Here is a 17,274-nt window from a genome sequence, read left to right as displayed (position 1 = left end):
TATAGGATATTTCAGGTAAACTTAGGGGCGTTGTACTAGCATATTCGCAATAATAGAGCTAGTTTTGCGGCACTTTTGCCTAGCTATAGGCATTGATTAAAACTTAGGATAATCGAATGATTACAGTCTCAAATCTGGCGATTCAGTTCGGGAAACGCATTCTTTTTCAAGATGTGAATTTGAAGTTTACTCCCGGCAATTGCTACGGTATTATTGGCGCAAATGGTGCCGGAAAGTCAACCCTTTTAAGGATGTTAAGCGGTACGCTCGACTCTACCCGCGGAAAAATAGAGCAAGGGCCGGGCGAGCGTTTGTCGGTGCTTAAGCAGGACCACTTCGAATTCGACGAGTTTCGCGTGCTGGATACGGTGCTTATGGGGCACTCCGTTCTCTGGGGCATCATGCAGGAGAAGGATGCGCTGTACGCAAAGCCCGATTTCTCGGAAGAGGATGGAATTCGCGCCTCGGAGCTCGAGGAGAAGTTCGGCGAAATGGACGGCTGGAATGCCGAAAGCGACGCGGCCATGCTGCTAAGCGGCCTTGGCATCAAGGAAGACAACCACTACAAGCTCATGAAGGAGCTGAGCGGTAAGGAAAAGGTGAAGGTGCTTTTGGCCCAAGCCCTATTCGGCAAGCCCGACAACCTGCTGCTCGACGAGCCTACCAACGACCTCGACCTCGAAACCGTAATGTGGCTCGAGAACTACCTTTCGAATTTCGAAAATACCCTTTTGGTGGTATCGCACGACCGCCACTTCCTCGACTCGGTGTGTACGCACATCGTAGATATCGACTTTGGTAAGGTTAAGCTATTCCCCGGTAACTACAGCTTCTGGTACGAAAGTAGCCAACTGGCCCTCCGTCAGCAGGCCAACCAAAATAAGAAGGCCGAAGAGCGTAAGAAGGAGCTGTTGGAGTTCATCCAACGCTTTAGCGCCAACGTGGCCAAGAGTAAGCAAACTACCAGCCGTAAGAAGATGTTGGAGAAGCTCAACGTTGAGGAGATCCAGCCTTCGACCCGTCGCTACCCCGGTATCATCTTTACCCCCGAGCGCGAAACGGGTAATAGCATCCTCGAGGTTAAGGACATCAACAAGGTGGCCGAGGATGGTACTGTGCTGCTTAAGGATGTTCGCTTCACCGTAGAGAAGGACGAGAAGATCGTCTTCCTTTCGAAGAATCCGATGGCAATGACCGCCCTCTTCGAGATTCTCAACGGCCATATGCAGCCTGATTCGGGAACCTACGATTGGGGTATCACCATCACCACCGCATACCTACCGCTCGAAAATAGCGAGTTTTTCCAGAATGAGATGAACCTTGTAGAGTGGCTCGGCCAGTACTCGGCGGATACCAGCGAGAGCTTCCTCCGCGGCTACCTCGGCAAGATGCTCTTCTCGGGCGAGGAGATCTACAAGAAGTCGAGCGTACTTTCGGGAGGCGAGAAGATGCGCTGCATGATCTCACGCATGATGCTTCGCAACGCCAACGTGATGATCCTGGATAACCCAACCAACCACCTCGATCTGGAGTCGATTCAGGCCTTCAACAATACGCTTACCAACTTTAAGGGTAACGTGCTGATGTCGTCGCACGACCACGAGTTCATCGAAACCGTGTGTAACCGTATCATCGAGCTTACGCCAAACGGCATTATCGATAAGCAGATGGACTACGACGACTACATCACCAGCGACAAGATTAAGGAGCTACGCGATAGCATGTACCAGTAGGAATAAACAATCCGAATATATCAAAAGAGGAATCATAAGTGGTTCCTCTTTTTTTATCCATTGACGGTATTTGTATTACATTTAGGTCGTCATATTTACGCTTAGTAAAGATGACGCTACTACTATTAAAATACCTACCGTATGAAACCTATCCTTAGAAAGCTATTCTTGCTGGCTGTAGCCTCAGCATTTGGCGGATTGGCTATGGGTCAGAATCTATCTAGCTACGTCAATCCCTTCATTGGCACGAAAAGTATGGGGCACACCTTTCCGGGAGCATGTGTTCCTCACGGAATTGTTCAGCTAAGTCCTGATACCGATACCATACCCCATAACGTGAATGGCGCCTACCAAAAGGATGTCTACAAGTACTGTGCAGGATATCAGTACGACGATAAGACCATTGTTGGGTTTAGCCACACCCACCTTAGCGGAACAGGGCATTCCGATTTGGGAGATATTCTTATTATGCCTTTTACTGGTCAGCCCAAGATGAATCCGGGCGAAGCCGGCAAACCCCGTTCGGGCTACCGATCGGCCTTTTCGCATACCAACGAGCAGGCTCGTCCGGGATACTACTGCGTGCTGCTCGACGATTACGGCATTAAGGCCGAGCTAACTGCCACCGAAAGGGTGGGCGTACACAAGTACACCTTCCCCAAAGGAGAAAGTCAGAAGATGATACTCGACCTTATTCACGGCATTTATGGCTACGATGGCAAGGTGCTTTGGGCTAATGTTAGGGTCGAGAACGACACCCTGCTAACGGGATATCGTATTACCAATGGCTGGGCACGTACCAACTACACCTACTTTGCCATCTCCTTCTCCAAGCCTATCGTGTCGTACACGCATGTGGATAGGGAGAAGCAAAAGTACTCGGGCTTTTGGCGTAAGTTCCGTAGCAAGGATAACTTCCCAGAGATGGGCGGACGAAAGATTGTGGCCTGCTTCGACTTCGGAGAGTCAACCACGCCACTAGAGGTAAAGGTTGCGCTATCGGCAGTTGGTACTGCAGGTGCGGTGAATAACCTAAAGGTGGAAGCAGCAGCAAAATCTTTTGATGCGTTGGCCGCCGAGGCAACCCAAAAGTGGGATAAGGAGCTGTCGGTTGTTGAGGCTAAGGGCAACAGCGACCAGCTGGTCATGCTCTACACCTCGCTTTACCATACGCTCATCAACCCTTCGGTTTATATGGATGTTGATGGACGCTACCGCGGCATCGATCACGAGATACATCAGGCCGATGGCTTTACCAACTACACCGTATTCTCCGTTTGGGATACCTATAGGGCACTTCATCCTTTATTCAACCTTATCAATAGAGATAGAAACAAGGATATGGTGGCCTCAATGCTGGCCCACTACCAGCAGAGCGTGCATGGTGCGCTGCCCGTTTGGTCGCATATGGGCAACGAAAATTGGTGCATGATTGGCTACCATGGCGTATCGGTTGTTGCTGATGCTCTTGTTAAGGGATTGGTAAACGATCAGCCGCTTGCGCTAAAGGCGATGAACAGCAGCGCCAACATTCCCTACTACGATGGTATTGACGATTACCGCCGCCTAGGTTACGTACCCTTCGATAAGAGCGGGTCTGGATCATCCATCACCTTGGAGTATGCCTACGACGATTGGACCATCTACCGCTCAGCTCTGCTGATGGGCAACGACTCGTTGGCTAAGGTTTTCCGTAACCGTGCCATGAGCTACAAGAACGTGTTCGATCCTTCGTTGGGCTTTGCCCGTGGAAGAATGTCTGACGGTTCGTGGAAGAAAGATTTCAGCCTACTCAGCACGCATGGCGAAGGCTTCATCGAGGGTAACTCTTGGAACTACTCGTTCTACGTACCTCACGATGTTCGTGGGCTGATGCAGCAGATGGGTGGTGACAGGATATTTGTGCAACGCCTCGATTCTCTTTTCAGCATGCATTTACCCGACGAGTTCTTTGCTCACACCGAAGATGTGACGCGCGAGGGTTTGCTGGGCTGCTACGTGCATGGCAACGAGCCAAGCCACCATGTGGCATACCTATACAGCTGGTCGTCGCAGCCTTGGAAAACGCAGTACTGGGTTCGCGAAATCATGAACCGTATGTACCGCAACACCATCGATGGTTTGTGCGGTAACGACGACTGCGGCCAAATGTCGGCTTGGTATGTTTTTTCTGCCATGGGATTCTACCCCGTATGCCCCGGCTCTAACCAGTACATCATTGGTGCGCCATACCTGCCCTACATGAAGGTGAAGGTGGGCGAGGGGAAGTTTATCGAGATTCGTGCGCCAAAGGTGAGCGATGCCAACCGCTACATTCGCTCGGTGATGCTCAATGGTAAGCCATACGCCAAGGCCTACTTCACCTACGACGACCTGAAGGATGGCGCTGTTATAGATTTTGAAATGGCTAGTAAGCCAAACAAGAAGCGTGTATTTGGCGCCAACGAGCGTCCTTACTCGCTGTCGGAAGAGAAATAGAAACTTTATAGGAATATGGTAGAGGCGCGATTCATCGCGCCTCTTACTATTATAGCCCTTGCTAACGTTCGTTCGATATAAGAGTTTGATATTCTCGGTAAGAATGCACAGGGCTCATTCCCCTCCTTCACAAGGAGGGGTGCCCGAAGGGCGGGGTGGTTGCTTTTTTGATTTAATACACTCCTCTATTGCATCAATAATCATCTCTTGATGGGTATAAAGAATATTGTTCTCAAATCGCAAAGTGACAATTCCTAGCCTCGTTAGGTATTCGTCCCTTGTATGGTCTCTGGCATTGCCAGCATCGGTAAAATGGGGCTTTCCATCAAGTTCAATTGCAATTTTTAGCGCAGGGCAGTAAAAGTCTAAAATGTAAGGACCAACGCCATGTTGCCTCCTAAATTTGCATCCGTTAAGCTGCTTATTTTTGAAAAGCTTCCATAATGAAGCCTCGGCAGGTGTCAGGTTTTTTCTTAATTCCTTCCGATAACCTTTGGTCGATTTAGGGTTGTATTCCGCCATTGATCGTATCCTTTATTTAACCACCCCCGGCTTCGCCGACCCCTCCTTGGAAAGGAGGGGAGTTCGCTCTTGGCAAGGTTGCTGCATAAAAATGATGGATTGCATTGGCCTATTCTTCTTTCACCTTTGCAGTCTTCCTCACCTTCTCCAAAATCATCTTCTCAATCTCGTCCATCTGTTCAACAGGTAAGCCCTGAACCAGCTTTACCAGCCCAACGGCGGCATCTTTGCGTCGAATGGACTGTAGGGCGTGCCCATCAATGTCGTTTTCGGGTTTTGATGGCGTCCATTCGAACAGGTCGTTTGGGGTACAGTTCAACTTTAGGCATATTCGCTCAAGGTCGTTTACATCGATCTTTTGGGTCAAACTTCTGGATAGGTAGTAGGCCTTGGTGTGCTTATAGCCATGCTTCTTCAGGTAGGTGTAGGCGTTGTCGATTCCTTTTAGCGCAAGCACGCGCGAGATATTCATTTTTAGCATATCGTTAAGGTTTTAGGGGTTACTTCTGCTAAAGTACAGATTTATCCTTTTTAACGGTTCTTTTCTCCGGAAAAAATGGTAGGTATTGTTAATCGGGTAGATGTTGCAGCGCATGAATTAGTAAGCTTAGTTGGCCAGAATAACAATGCATAGTTGAATTTGATAGGGCTAGTTTTCGTAATGAACATTACAGGGTGGTATTTAGTATGTTTAGTTTACTAAAACGTCAATACATGGCTGAAATTAGTAGGATTGGTTTCCGGTATAAACATTACAGGGGTGCATTTAGTACGCTTGGTTTGCTAAAACGTCAATACATGGCTGAAATTAGTAGGATAGGTTTCTGGGATAAATATTACAGGGGTGTATTTAATACGCTTGGTTTGCTAAAACGTCAATGCATGGCTGAAATTAGTAGAGTTAGTTGTTTAGATGAATATTGCAGTTCGTAATTCGATACGGTTAGCTGCACGAAAGAATGCCGCAAGCTAAATCAAGGTGCAGTAGCTCCGCGAAAGAACAATGCATAGGGGGAGGTAAAACGTAAAGCCCAACAAGATGTAGCATCCTATTGGGCTTTACAGAAAAATACGATTATTGGCTTACAGTACCCTACTCATTCTCTCTACGGCCTCCTCTACGTAGGCGCGGGGGCAGGCTAGGTTGATGCGGCGGAAGCCACGACCGTTGGAGCCAAAGGCGCTACCGCTGTTGAGGCCAACCTTGGCCTCGTGGATCAGCTTCTGGTCCAGCTCGTCGTCGGTGAGGCCGTAGGCGGTAAAGTCTAGCCATGCTAGATACGTCCCTTCGGGCTTATAGCAGGTTACCTTGGGCAGCTTTGCCTTAATCAGCTCGTCAAGGCGAGAGACGTTGCCCTGAACGTAGGCAATCAGCTGATTTAGCCAGTCACCGCCATTGTTGTATGCAGCCTCAAGTCCTACAATTCCGGCAATGTTGCCCAGGCCGATGTGCAGCTGGTGCTCCAAGACATGGAGATATTTTACGCGTAGCTCCTTATTTGGGATAACGGCGTAGGCCGTCGATAGCCCTGCCAGGTTAAAGGTTTTGCTGGGCGCCATAAAGGTGATGCAGGTAGCGGCAAAACGCTCGTCGAGGTTGGCGATGTGCAGGTGCTTCTGCTGTGGCATGATGATGTCGGAGTGGATCTCGTCGCTGATGATGGTAACGCCATGCTTCAGGCACAGCTCGCCGATGCGGCGCAACTCATCCTCCTCGAATACGCGGCCCACGGGGTTGTGCGGGTTGCACAGGATAATGGCCTTGGCGCCCGAGAGCTTTTGGTCGAGGTCGTCGAAGTCAATAACGAAGCGTCCTTCGTTAACCTTAAGCGGGTTTTCCACCAGCGTGCGGTTGTTCTGACGTACTGCATCGAAGAAAGGAGGATACACCGGCGTTTGGATGACGATTTTATCGCCGGGATTGGTGTAGGCGAGCACGGCTACGTTGAGGCCGGGCACCACGCCCGGGCAGTGGGCTATCCAGTCGCGCTCTATATCCCATCCGTTGCGGCGCTTCACCCAGCCAACGATGGCCTCGAAGTAGGAGTCGGGGCGCAGGGTGTAGCCTAGCACCGGATGCGCCAGCCTATGGGTAATGGCATCGATAACGAATTGGGGCGAGCGGAAGTCCATGTCGGCTACCCACATTGGTAGTACGTCGGGGTTGCCGAAGACGCTCTGGCGGGCATCCCACTTGATGCTGGAGGTGCTGGTACGGTCCACCACCTCGTCGAAGTTGTAGGTCATGGTTATGTTTTTTTGATTTGCGATGTTCGAGATGCGATTTGAGATTTGCGATTTTTGAAATGTGATATGCGGCTTGCGTTTGTCACACATCACACATCACACATCACACATCACACATCACATCTCTCATATCGTTCCCCGCAAAGAAACAAAAAAAGGGAGAGCTGATGCTCCCCCTTTTCTATTTGGAGTTATGAAAAGTCGGTTACTTGTTAAGCTGGCTGACCTTGTTGAACATGCCATCAACCTTCTCGAAAAGTTCATTCCAAATGGCCTTATAGTAGGCTTTAACGATTTTAGGATTATCCTTTCCATCGGGAGTGTTGGCACGGCTAATAAGCTCCTGACGAAGCTCGATTGCCTCGTTGATGATATCGATCACTTCAGCTTGCTTTGCTGGGTGAAAGTAGGAGAAGGTATAACAATCGGCAACAACTTCGCTTACTAGATAGTCGATGTCCTTTTTTAGTCTTCTTACGCTTGCCATACTGTGTACGTATTTGTTAGTTATCGTGCAAAAGTAGCATCTTTTTAGTACAAATTTCAGCCTTTTGGCGTTTTTTGAAGTTTATAAATGAAAATTATTGCAGGCATGGTTAGTTGTACTATTTTTTGTTCCTTTGTTGCTGTTGTGTGCGAATCATACTGAAATAAATGAGAAAACGCTTCAAGAATACGTTTTGGCGGAGGCTTGAGCTGCTTGCCAGCTTTAGAAGGAACGTAGATAAAGTTGGCCTCTTGATCCTTTTATTCATCAGCATAGCCAGCATTGCGCTCGTTGTTTACGAAGTGGGCTTTAACCTCAACCCCTATTTGTACGCGCAAACGAGTAGGTTCTACTTTGTTGCGCTACTCATCTTTTTAGTTAGCTACATTGTTCGGTTTTTTAGCCAAGGTTTTGGCGAGAGTAAGGAAACACGGCACTATATCGCCTGGAGCCTTTTTGGCCTTCTCTTTTTCTTGCTGCTAATTGCCTACATCAAGCCCGACGAGTATATTCGTACCAAGGCCCCCCTTCTGGCTATCTTCAAAAGTCCGGTGTTTACCTACGTTTTTATTCTAATCCTATCGGTTATGGAGCTATCCCGCTCTACCTTTGGGTTCTTAAAGAAGGAAATTAACACCTCGCTGATATTCGTGCTTAGCTTTTTCTTCATCATCCTTGTAGGTACGGGCTTGCTTTTGCTCCCCAATTCTACAACGCATGGCATTTCTCTAGTTGATGCGCTTTTTACCTCTACCAGCGCGGTTTGCGTAACCGGATTGGTGGTTGTTGATACGGCAACTGCATTTACCCCTCTTGGGCAGTTCTTCATTCTTCTGCTTATTCAGATTGGGGGTATTGGCGTTATGACGCTAACCTCGTTCTTTGGTATATTCTTGGTGAATAAGCTCTCGTTTAAGAATCAGATAAACCTTGGGGACTTTATTAGCGAGGAAAACTTGGGCGAGATATTCCGAACGCTGATGAAGATTGTTCTGGTAACCTTCATAATCGAATCGATTGGGGCAATTTTCATCTACTTCTCCGTACGGGGGACTTTAGGAGATGTTAATGAGGGCTACTATTCGATTTTTCACTCGATATCGGCATTCTGCAATGCCGGCTTCTCAATTTTTACAGATAACCTTTACGATGTTCGGGTTCGCTACAACTATGGGCTTCATGCGTACGTATCGCTGCTTATTGTATTTGGAGGTATAGGCTATCCGATCCTATTTAACTACATGCAGCTTCTCAAGCATGTGTTTCGTAACATGGTGCGGCAGGTGCTCGGACTACAGCGTCGCTACCATCACCTACCTAAAATAATAAATCTGCACACCAAGTTGGTGGTGTATACTACGCTTATTTTGCTGGTTGTTGGTACGGTGTTCTTTGCATTTTTCGAGTACAACAACACCCTAAAAGGGCTGCCCTGGTATGGGGTGTTAGCCGAATCCTTTTTTGGATCGGTAACGCCTCGTACTGCTGGATTTAATACCGTGAATATGGCACAACTCTTGCCGCAAACCGTGCTTCTTACCATGTTCCTTATGTGGATTGGAGCATCTCCTGTATCTACCGGAGGTGGTATTAAAACTACAACATTTGCAGTCGCAGTGTTTAATGTTATCAACATAATGAAGGGAAAGGAACGGTTGGAAATAGGTGGGCGTGAGATAACCAACAATACAGTGTTGAGGGCTTTTGGGGCTATCCTCCTTTCTATTTTTATGATTGGCCTATCCACTTCGCTAATTAAGCTGTTCGAGCCTCAGATAGATATGATGGCAATCGTTTTTGAGTGTATTTCGGCGTTAAGTACGGTAGGGTTGTCGTTGGGCATTACCCCTTCGCTCGACGAGGGCAGCAAAATTGTGCTTATAGCCACCATGTTTATAGGAAGAGTGGGGGCGCTTACCTTCTTGTCGGGTTTTGTTAGGCACACAGCGGAGCTGGATTACCGCTATCCTAAAACAAGCATATTTGTCAACTAGAAATTGTTCATACCATGAAGTATATCATTATAGGGCTAGGAAATTATGGTTCGGTATTAGCCGAGCGCCTTACTTCGATGGGGCACGAGGTAATTGGAATTGATTCGAATAGCCACAGAGTTGAGGAACTAAAATCGAGGATTACTAGCACCATTTGCATGGACATCAATGAGGTGCACATGCTAAAGGTGCTACCCCTTAAAGATGCCGATGCGGTAGTGGTAGCAATTGGGGAGAATATTGGCACCTCTATCCTAGTTTCTGCCGAGCTAAAGCAACTAAAGGTAAACAAGCTTATAGGACGCGCTATCTCGAACTTACATACTACCGTACTCGAGGCTATTGGAGTAGATGAGGTGGTAACTCCAGAAAAGGATTCGGCCGAAGATTTTGCGCTTCGCTTAGATGTAAAGGGGCTTCAGGATTCGTTCCCTGTTGCCGAAGGTTATAGGGTAATTTCGATGACAGCACCGCCTGTAATCGTAGGCCAAGCTGTTGGTGAGCTGCTCTTGGGCGATAAGTTTAACCTTAAGCTGGTTACCATTGTTCGAAAGGAGCACGTAACCAATATTCTTGGGTCAAAATCGGTAGTGGAAAAGGTTATACACCCAATTGGTTTGGGAACCATTATAGAGAAGGAGGATGTGCTTTACCTGTTTGGTGATTCGAAAAACCTGCAAACCTTCTCGAGATTCTTCAGCTAGCTACTTCTTGAAAATAAAGAATACGGCCAAAACCAGAAATCCAAACCCTATAAGATGGTTCATCTTTAGGGTTTCGGTTTTGAATACCAGTAGGCTAAAGGTCATAAACACAACAAGCGTAATAACCTCCTGTAGCACCTTCAACTCTACCAGCGAAAAGGGTCCCCCGTTTTGGTTAAAACCAATTCGGTTTGCCGGAACTTGAAAGAAGTACTCAAAAAGAGCAATGCCCCAGCTTATCAGGATTACAGCAAAAAGAGGAAGCGCTTGAAACCAGCTATATTCCTTAAATTTTAAATGTCCATACCAGGCAAATGTCATGAAGATGTTTGAAAGAACCAGCAGCGATATGGTGAGAATGACCTTCATTGTGTGTTTTGGTTTTGGGGGGCAAATATACTAACTTTGGCTCAAAAGTATTTTAAAGGTGGCGTAAGCCAAGTGCTATAAACACAAAAACAAGAACGCATGATACTTGATTCAATAGAGCAGCTGCAGAACTATACGGCTTTCCTTCCTGCAATAGAGAAGGTGGTGGCCTACATGAAAACGATTGACCCAAAAAAGTTGCCTGCCGAAAAGGTTTACATTGATGGGGAAAATGTATTTGTTATTCCTTCGGTAGCAAAGGGTAAAGGAGCTGATGAGGCAATGCTCGAGGCGCACAACGTTTATGCGGATCTTCAGGTGTGCTTAGGTAGTGGTGAAACGTTTGGATGGAAAGATCGCAATATGTGCATTAAGCCTACAGGTGAGTATAGCAGCGAAAGCGATATTATCTTTTTTGAAGACCAGCCAACAACGTATGTTTCTGTCGCTAGCAACGAGTTTGTGCTGTTTATGCCATGGGATGCGCATGCACCTCTCATTTACGATGGAGAGATTGTTAAGCTTATATTTAAGATAAAAGTAGGGTAAAGTACCTATAAAAACTAAAAGAGGAGGTGGTAATATCATCTCCTTTTTTAGTTTTGTGCCCACTTTATCATTTGCCAATGAATTTAGTTAGTAGCGTACCAGAATCACCCTACATATTACGATACCTTGCATATGCAATTGCCACTAAGGCAAAGCAGTCCGTTTTTGATTTTCAGTATTTCCCTTTCAGGGTTTTAAAGAGCGATAGCGAAGAGGCAGAGCTGGAACGCAACCTTATCCCCTCGACAGGAAGCCTGCCTGTAAGCCAAAGCAGTACCAACCAGACGGTAGATAACCTTGTAAGAACTTCGGATACGCTCTCCTTTTTAGTTTTAAAGGATGGCAAGCTTGTGTACGAATACTATGCTGATGGAATAAACGGCAAAACCCCAATGCTCTGCTATTCGATTACCAAAAGTTTATTTTCCAGCTACTTGTCGCTGCTAGCAGCCAATGGTGTTATATCGTTCAATGATTTGCTTGGGCAGTACCACTGTCAGCTGCCAGATTTTGTTGCTAATCGAACTTTTCAAAGTTTGATGAACATGGAGTCGGGGATTCGCTATACGCATGGTAAGGGGCCGTTTACCGACATGGTTAAGTTTTGGTTGTCAACCGATATTAGAAGGTCTTTGAAGGAGATAAGTCCTTCGGTCGACGGATCTGGATTTTTTTACTACAACGATATTCACCTGCATCTGCTGAATAGGATGGTAGATAGCCGAATTTCAGATCTTTTCGTTGATATAAACCATAACTTTTGGCAGCGTTTAAAGCCTACTTCTAATGCGCTTTTTTGCATAGATAGCCATCAAAAGAAGTATCTCAAAATGGATGGAGGTATGGTGGTTGCTCCATATGATTTGGCCAAATTTGGATTGCTCTATGCAAATAATGGTTTGATTTATAATAGTCAAGTTCTTAGTGAGGATTGGTGTCGTAGCCTAAAAACCTCTGATGGGGTGCGGACAGATTCGGATTTTTGGGATTTATACCGGCAAATGAACCATAGCTGGTATCCGATTCTTAAGCAGGGGCGTACCTACTACAAGAATTTTTGGTGGGGCCTTAAGCAAGACAACGCTCCAAACGACATATACGCAATGGGAATATTGGGTCAGTTCGTTTATGTTTCTACAAAGAACAATGTTGTTATTGTTAGGCAGGGAAATAGTTGGGGCGTAAATGGCTGGTGGCCCTACATGTTAGAGGAGATTGCTTCAAAAATAGAAGACATATAATAGTAGAAACAAGGGGTAGCTTGTTGTCTACCCCTTTGAATTTATAGCTTTTGTAGTGGACTATTGGACATATCGTAGATTAACGAGTGGGCTTCTATAGTGAACCAATCTTCAAAAACCTCCCAGGTTCTTTCTTTTGGCCATAGAGACTCATCAGAATACCAGTCAAGCAGCTCGTTTTTGAAAATTTGGTCGTAATTTTTCTCGAGATATTCAACAATTTCATCCTCATTTTCAAATTCTGGAATCAGGTAGACGTTAAAATCACCGCTTTCTTCAATCTCTTCTAGGTCAAACTGCTCGTCTACGGATAAAAGCCAATCCCAAAAAGGCTTCTGGGGTATTACGGCTAGTGCGTTCCTGTTAACAATCTTCATTTTAAACTGTTTTTATAGTGAGATGTTTCTTCGTTTTACGCATTCGGAGTTTGATCGTAATTCAAAGATATTCATCTTTTTTGTAGAACAAATGTAGCGAAGAAATGTGAACTCTTCAAAGTGGAATGAGGCGAAAATAGTTTTGTTCATAGATTAAAAAAAGGTGCAATTAGTTGGCGGTGTTATTATTCTTTGCAAAATTTGCCCCGCTTTATAAAAACACTTTTTTATGCTTGGAATAGATACGGTGCATTTTATTATGCTAGTATTGTTGGTGATTGCAACAGCAGCCTTCGAGTTCATCAACGGTTTTCACGATACTGCAAATGCGGTAGCAACGGTTATTTATACCAACTCGCTCAAACCCAAAACAGCGGTTGTATGGTCTGGTTTGATGAACATTCTAGGCGTGTATGTAGGGGGGATTGCAGTGGCCATGGGGATTATGCACCTTATACCTGCCGAGATGTTGGCAGATCACAACGTTTATAAGGCAATGGCGTTAATTTGGGCAATAATTATTACTGCAATAGCGTGGAACTTCTTTACTTGGTACTACGGTATTCCTTGCTCGAGCTCGCATACGCTTATTGGGGCTATATTTGGCGCAGGCCTTTCGTATACCTTGCTGCATCCCGATTCTTCGGTTGTCTTAAACTGGCAAAAGATCATCGATATCGGATTAGCCTTGCTGATTACTCCAGTGCTGGGCTTCGTACTTGCTCTTACGTTGATGTATATTCTGTTTAAGGTGGTAAAGAAGAAGAAGATATTTAAGGAGCCGAAGGAGAAAAAAGCACCTCCTTTTTGGATTCGTTCTCTAATGATCATTACCTCTACAAGTATTAGTTTCTCCCATGGTTCTAACGACGGACAAAAGGGAGTTGGCCTAATGATGATGATACTTGTGGCTCTAGCACCTGCATACTTTGCTCTTGATAATTCGAAAGACCCCAAGGATTTGGTGGGGAATATTCAGCGAGTAGAGTACGTTCTAAATCGCATCGATACAACAAGATTAAGCTACGCCGAAAAGCAAACGGTTAGTGTTTCAGTTGCCAAGTTTAATGCTTTGGTTGCCAATTTATCTAAGGTAGATAAGTTTAGCGAGCTGCCTCATACCATGGTTGCCGATGCTCGAGTTGATCTTACCGCTGCAGCAAAGAAGCTTAAATCGTTGGAAGAAGACAACAAGGCTGCTTTTGTAAATGTGAGCAAGCACGATCTTAGGCGATTTAAGAACGATTTAAAGCGAATAGATGGTTATGCCGAATATGTTCCAGTCTGGGTTATCCTTTTGATATCGCTTTCGTTGGGTTTAGGAACAATGATAGGTTGGAAGCGAATTGTTGTTACAATCAGCGAAAAGATTGGCAAAACGCAGATGACCTATGCCCAGGGCGCAACCTCTGGAGTTATTGCAGCCTCAACCATTGGGCTGTCTTCTGCTATAGGTTTGCCTGTTAGTACCACTCATATCCTATCGTCGGGCATTGCCGGTTCGATGGTGGCAAGTGGTGGAATTAAGAACCTACAGACCAAAACGCTTAAGAATATCGGCATTGCTTGGGTGGTTACTCTTCCAGTCTCCATTCTTGTTTCTGGTTTGCTCTATTGGTTGTTCTTTTCAATTGCTAAGTAATGTTCGAAAAGTTTAAAAAGCTAAGTTCTACCGAGAAGGGGATGATTATAATGATAATCATTCTCCTTTTTGGTATTTTAATACGATGGGGTTATGTTAAGCATAACGCTCAGAAAGGATTTGACAAGTATTTTAAAAACGAAGAAAAGGTAAAACGGTAACGTTTTACCTTTTCGCATTTTCCACTAAATCTAAAACCACCAATGAAACGTCATGATTTTTTGTTTGTTATTTTAGTTCTGGTGCTGTTTGTGCCGTTTATGGTATCTACGCCTCTTTACGAATTTTACTGTAGGTTCAACCTTGAGCATGGACTGGCAATGAGTTTTCTGAAGTTTGCCATTTTGGCAACGCTGGGTGAATCTCTGGGATTGCGAATTAGGAAAGGGGTTTACGACTACAAAGGATTTGGTCTCCTTCCACGTGCAATCGTTTGGGGCTTTTTAGGCATCGCCATTAAGATTTCCTTCTTGATTTTCCAAACAGGAGCCGTAAACTTTCTTGGCTATATTGAAATTACCCTTGGCGATTCTTTTGGATATAAGCTTTTGCAAGCCTTTGCAGCTTCTGCCTTCATGAATCTTATTTTTGCGCCAGTGATGATGACGCTTCATAAAATAACCGATACGCATATTGTGGCAACAGGAGGAACCTTAAAAGGCTTCTTCTCTCGTATTGATGTTGCTGTAATACTACAAAAGGTTGATTGGCATACAATGTGGGGCTTTGTCCTTAAAAAAACGATTCCGTTTTTTTGGATACCAGCACATACCATAACCTTCTTGCTTCCTGCAAGTTTACAGGTGCTTTTTGCTGCTATTTTGGGTGTCGTGCTAGGTGTAATACTTGCGTTTGCTGCGAATAAGTCGAAGTAATTAATGATATTTCGCTATATTTGAATTCGGAAAACTTTACGACGAAGGAAAACAGGAAGAGGTCTACGTAGTTCTGTTAGCGGAATATAGGAACCCAAAAGATTCTTTCTTTTACGTATGATATGGAAACGGCTTCAGGTTTAAAACCTGCAAGTCGTTTTTTTTTGCTTTAAAGATGGTTTTTGTGCTTATAATATTTAAAGTTGAGGTGGTTTTGAGTTGATAATTGTAAGTAAAAGAAGGTGATTTTAAATGAAATGTAACTGGCTTCTGGGAAAATTGTTATATTTTACCGTTGATTTATTAGTTGTCACCTACAATGTGATACCATATGCGGTTGAAATGTTTATAAATTATCTGTTAAGCCAAGAAAAAACTATTAAATCGTTTTTATTTATTAAAATATTCAGTAAAATTGTCAACCTGAAAAATGAATCATTCTGAAGCTATGCATCAAACTCCTATAGACATTGAAACCGTTGATCGGTTAAAGCGCGAGTCGGGTATTGCAAATGTAGGCAAATCCTCTATACGCGAGCTTGTTAAATTGGTTGTGCAAATCGAAAAAGCAACCAATTCGCAGTTCGTGAAAATGGAAATGGGGGTTCCTGGATTAGCAACACCTGCTATTGCTATTGAGGCAGAAATTGAGGCTTTAAGGAGTGGTGTTACGGCTGTTTACCCTTCGATAGAGGGAATTGACCCCCTAAAAAAGGAGATGTCGCGTTTTGTAAAGAACTTTCTTAATGTCGAGGTTCGCGAGGAAGGATGCATTCCTACAGTAGGATCGATGCAAGGAGGGATGGCTGCCTTTATGGTTGCTAACAGATGTGATAAGGCTAAAGATACCGTCCTTTTTATTGATCCGGGCTTCCCTGTACAGAAAAACCAGCTTAGAATGCTTGGTATGAAGTATGAAACATTCGACGTTTATAACTACCGAGGAGAAAAGCTGCGCTCGAAGCTGGAGAAGTACTTGCAGGAAGGCAACATCTCTTGTATCATTTACTCGAATCCGAATAATCCAACTTGGGTATGCTTAACCGAGAAGGAACTGCAAATTATAGGCGATCTTGCAACCCGTTACGATGTTGTGGTAGTTGAGGATTTAGCATATTTTGCGATGGACTTTCGTGTGGATATGTCTAAACCTGGAGTGCCACCTTACCAGCCTACTGTTGCAAAGTATACCGATAACTATCTGATGCTCATCTCGGGGTCGAAGGCATTTAGCTATGCCGGACAGCGTATTGGCTGTGTGGTGATATCGGATGTGCTCTTTAAGCGTCGTTTCCCAGATCTAAAGCGGTTTTTCCCTAATGATGAGTTTGGAAAGGCTATGATTTTTGGACCTATCTACGGGTTATCTTCCGGAGTTGCCCACTCGGTTCAGTACGGTTTTGCTGCACTTCTGAAGGCTGTAAACGATGGTAAGTACAACTTCGTTGAAGAAACGCGCGAGTACGGCGAGAAGGCTAAGATCCTTAAACAGATATTTGAGCAAAATGGGTTCCATATTGTTTACGACAGGGACGAGGATAAGGTGCTTGCCGATGGGTTCTACTTTACGGTTGGATACCAGAATCTGACGGGAGAGGAACTTCTTGAAGAACTACTCTACTACGGTGTAAGTGCCATCTCGCTAAGCACCACAGGAAGTAAGCGCGAGGGTATTCGTGCTTGCGTATCCCAAGTGGCTAGAAGCCAGTTTGGCATCCTGGAAGAGCGCTTGAAAATGTTCAACGAAAATCATAAGGTAGATAAGGCTGTGGCCCAATCTACCGCACTATAAACGAACAATCCAACAAAATAACTGCATATGGCAAAAATTCGAGGAGCGATTGTTGTCGACATGGAGAAATGCAAAGGATGCTCTCTTTGCGTTGTCGCTTGTCCAACTAAAGTTATTAGCCTTGCGCAAGAAGTAAACGGTAAGGGCTACAACTACGCTTACATGGAAAATCCAGAAAGCTGCGTAGGATGCACTAGCTGCGCACTAGTTTGTCCCGACAGCGTTATTACAGTTTACAAGGTCAAAGTTGAGGCCTAATTTACC

At 45.1% G+C, this 17,274-nt stretch carries 16 protein-coding genes; 10 read left to right on the top strand and 6 right to left on the bottom strand.

Annotation, left to right across the window (positions count from 1 at the left end; all coding sequences use genetic code 11):
• The first annotated feature begins 116 nt into the window (after nt 1-116).
• Both CLV25_RS11920 and CLV25_RS11915 read left to right on the top strand, forming a co-directional pair.
• Complete coding sequence (locus tag CLV25_RS11920) at nt 117-1,733, top strand: ABC-F family ATP-binding cassette domain-containing protein (RefSeq protein ID WP_131839882.1); 1,617 nt, start codon at nt 117-119, stop codon at nt 1,731-1,733.
• 141 nt (nt 1,734-1,874) lie between these two features.
• Complete coding sequence (locus CLV25_RS11915; protein ID WP_131839881.1) at nt 1,875-4,211, top strand: GH92 family glycosyl hydrolase; 2,337 nt, start codon at nt 1,875-1,877, stop codon at nt 4,209-4,211.
• A gap of 114 nt (nt 4,212-4,325) precedes the next feature.
• On the opposite strand, the gene CLV25_RS11910 is transcribed toward CLV25_RS11915, so the two are convergent.
• From CLV25_RS11910 to CLV25_RS11895, 4 genes are all read right to left on the bottom strand, one after another.
• Complete coding sequence (locus CLV25_RS11910) at nt 4,326-4,733, bottom strand: endonuclease domain-containing protein (protein ID WP_131839880.1); 408 nt, start codon at nt 4,731-4,733, stop codon at nt 4,326-4,328.
• A 109-nt stretch (nt 4,734-4,842) separates the two neighbouring features.
• A complete protein-coding gene (locus tag CLV25_RS11905) occupies nt 4,843-5,214 on the bottom strand; it encodes a helix-turn-helix domain-containing protein (RefSeq protein ID WP_131839879.1) in 372 nt (123 codons plus the stop codon).
• A 602-nt stretch (nt 5,215-5,816) separates the two neighbouring features.
• Nucleotides 5,817-6,980 (bottom strand): MalY/PatB family protein, encoded by a 1,164-nt coding sequence (locus tag CLV25_RS11900; RefSeq protein WP_131839878.1) that lies wholly within the window; start codon nt 6,978-6,980, stop codon nt 5,817-5,819.
• A gap of 205 nt (nt 6,981-7,185) precedes the next feature.
• A complete protein-coding gene (locus CLV25_RS11895; protein ID WP_131839877.1) occupies nt 7,186-7,467 on the bottom strand; it encodes a hypothetical protein in 282 nt (93 codons plus the stop codon).
• A 167-nt stretch (nt 7,468-7,634) separates the two neighbouring features.
• Here CLV25_RS11895 and CLV25_RS11890 point away from each other — a divergent pair, with 167 nt between their 5' ends.
• Both CLV25_RS11890 and CLV25_RS11885 read left to right on the top strand, forming a co-directional pair.
• Nucleotides 7,635-9,461, top strand: coding sequence for a TrkH family potassium uptake protein (locus tag CLV25_RS11890; RefSeq protein ID WP_131839876.1), 1,827 nt, complete (start codon nt 7,635-7,637; stop codon nt 9,459-9,461).
• 14 nt (nt 9,462-9,475) lie between these two features.
• Nucleotides 9,476-10,165: a potassium channel family protein gene (locus CLV25_RS11885; protein ID WP_131839875.1), complete on the top strand. Its 690-nt coding sequence runs from the start codon at nt 9,476-9,478 to the stop codon at nt 10,163-10,165.
• Here the strand turns inward: CLV25_RS11885 and CLV25_RS11880 are convergent, their stop codons facing one another.
• Nucleotides 10,166-10,534 carry a DMT family protein gene (locus tag CLV25_RS11880; protein WP_131839874.1) on the bottom strand — a complete coding sequence of 123 codons (369 nt, stop codon included), beginning with the start codon at nt 10,532-10,534 and terminating at the stop codon, nt 10,166-10,168.
• A 99-nt stretch (nt 10,535-10,633) separates the two neighbouring features.
• Between CLV25_RS11880 and CLV25_RS11875 the strand changes: the two genes are divergently transcribed.
• Both CLV25_RS11875 and CLV25_RS11870 read left to right on the top strand, forming a co-directional pair.
• The gene (locus tag CLV25_RS11875) at nt 10,634-11,083 is read left to right on the top strand and encodes a YhcH/YjgK/YiaL family protein (protein ID WP_131839873.1); all 450 of its coding nucleotides are present in this window, start codon (nt 10,634-10,636) and stop codon (nt 11,081-11,083) included.
• 77 nt (nt 11,084-11,160) lie between these two features.
• Nucleotides 11,161-12,324 (top strand): serine hydrolase, encoded by a 1,164-nt coding sequence (locus tag CLV25_RS11870; protein WP_131839872.1) that lies wholly within the window; start codon nt 11,161-11,163, stop codon nt 12,322-12,324.
• Between the two features lie 41 nt (nt 12,325-12,365).
• Here the strand turns inward: CLV25_RS11870 and CLV25_RS11865 are convergent, their stop codons facing one another.
• Complete coding sequence (locus tag CLV25_RS11865) at nt 12,366-12,701, bottom strand: VacJ (RefSeq protein WP_131839871.1); 336 nt, start codon at nt 12,699-12,701, stop codon at nt 12,366-12,368.
• A gap of 229 nt (nt 12,702-12,930) precedes the next feature.
• Between CLV25_RS11865 and CLV25_RS11860 the strand changes: the two genes are divergently transcribed.
• From CLV25_RS11860 to CLV25_RS11845, 4 genes are all read left to right on the top strand, one after another.
• A complete protein-coding gene (locus CLV25_RS11860; RefSeq protein ID WP_131839870.1) occupies nt 12,931-14,343 on the top strand; it encodes an inorganic phosphate transporter in 1,413 nt (470 codons plus the stop codon).
• A 203-nt stretch (nt 14,344-14,546) separates the two neighbouring features.
• Nucleotides 14,547-15,218, top strand: coding sequence for a hypothetical protein (locus CLV25_RS11855; protein ID WP_131839869.1), 672 nt, complete (start codon nt 14,547-14,549; stop codon nt 15,216-15,218).
• Nucleotides 15,219-15,666: 448 nt separating this feature from the next.
• Nucleotides 15,667-17,010 carry an aminotransferase class I/II-fold pyridoxal phosphate-dependent enzyme gene (locus CLV25_RS11850; RefSeq protein ID WP_131839902.1) on the top strand — a complete coding sequence of 448 codons (1,344 nt, stop codon included), beginning with the start codon at nt 15,667-15,669 and terminating at the stop codon, nt 17,008-17,010.
• Nucleotides 17,011-17,037: 27 nt separating this feature from the next.
• Entirely contained in the window at nt 17,038-17,268 is a 231-nt protein-coding gene (locus CLV25_RS11845; RefSeq protein ID WP_131839868.1) for a 4Fe-4S dicluster domain-containing protein, read from the top strand.
• Nucleotides 17,269-17,274: the final 6 nt, after the last annotated feature.

Origin of the sequence: Acetobacteroides hydrogenigenes (genome assembly GCF_004340205.1) — a bacterium.
GTDB lineage: Bacteria > Bacteroidota > Bacteroidia > Bacteroidales > ZOR0009 > Acetobacteroides > Acetobacteroides hydrogenigenes.
Note: the sequence above shows the minus strand (reverse complement) of the source record. Positions and strands in the feature narration are given on the sequence as shown.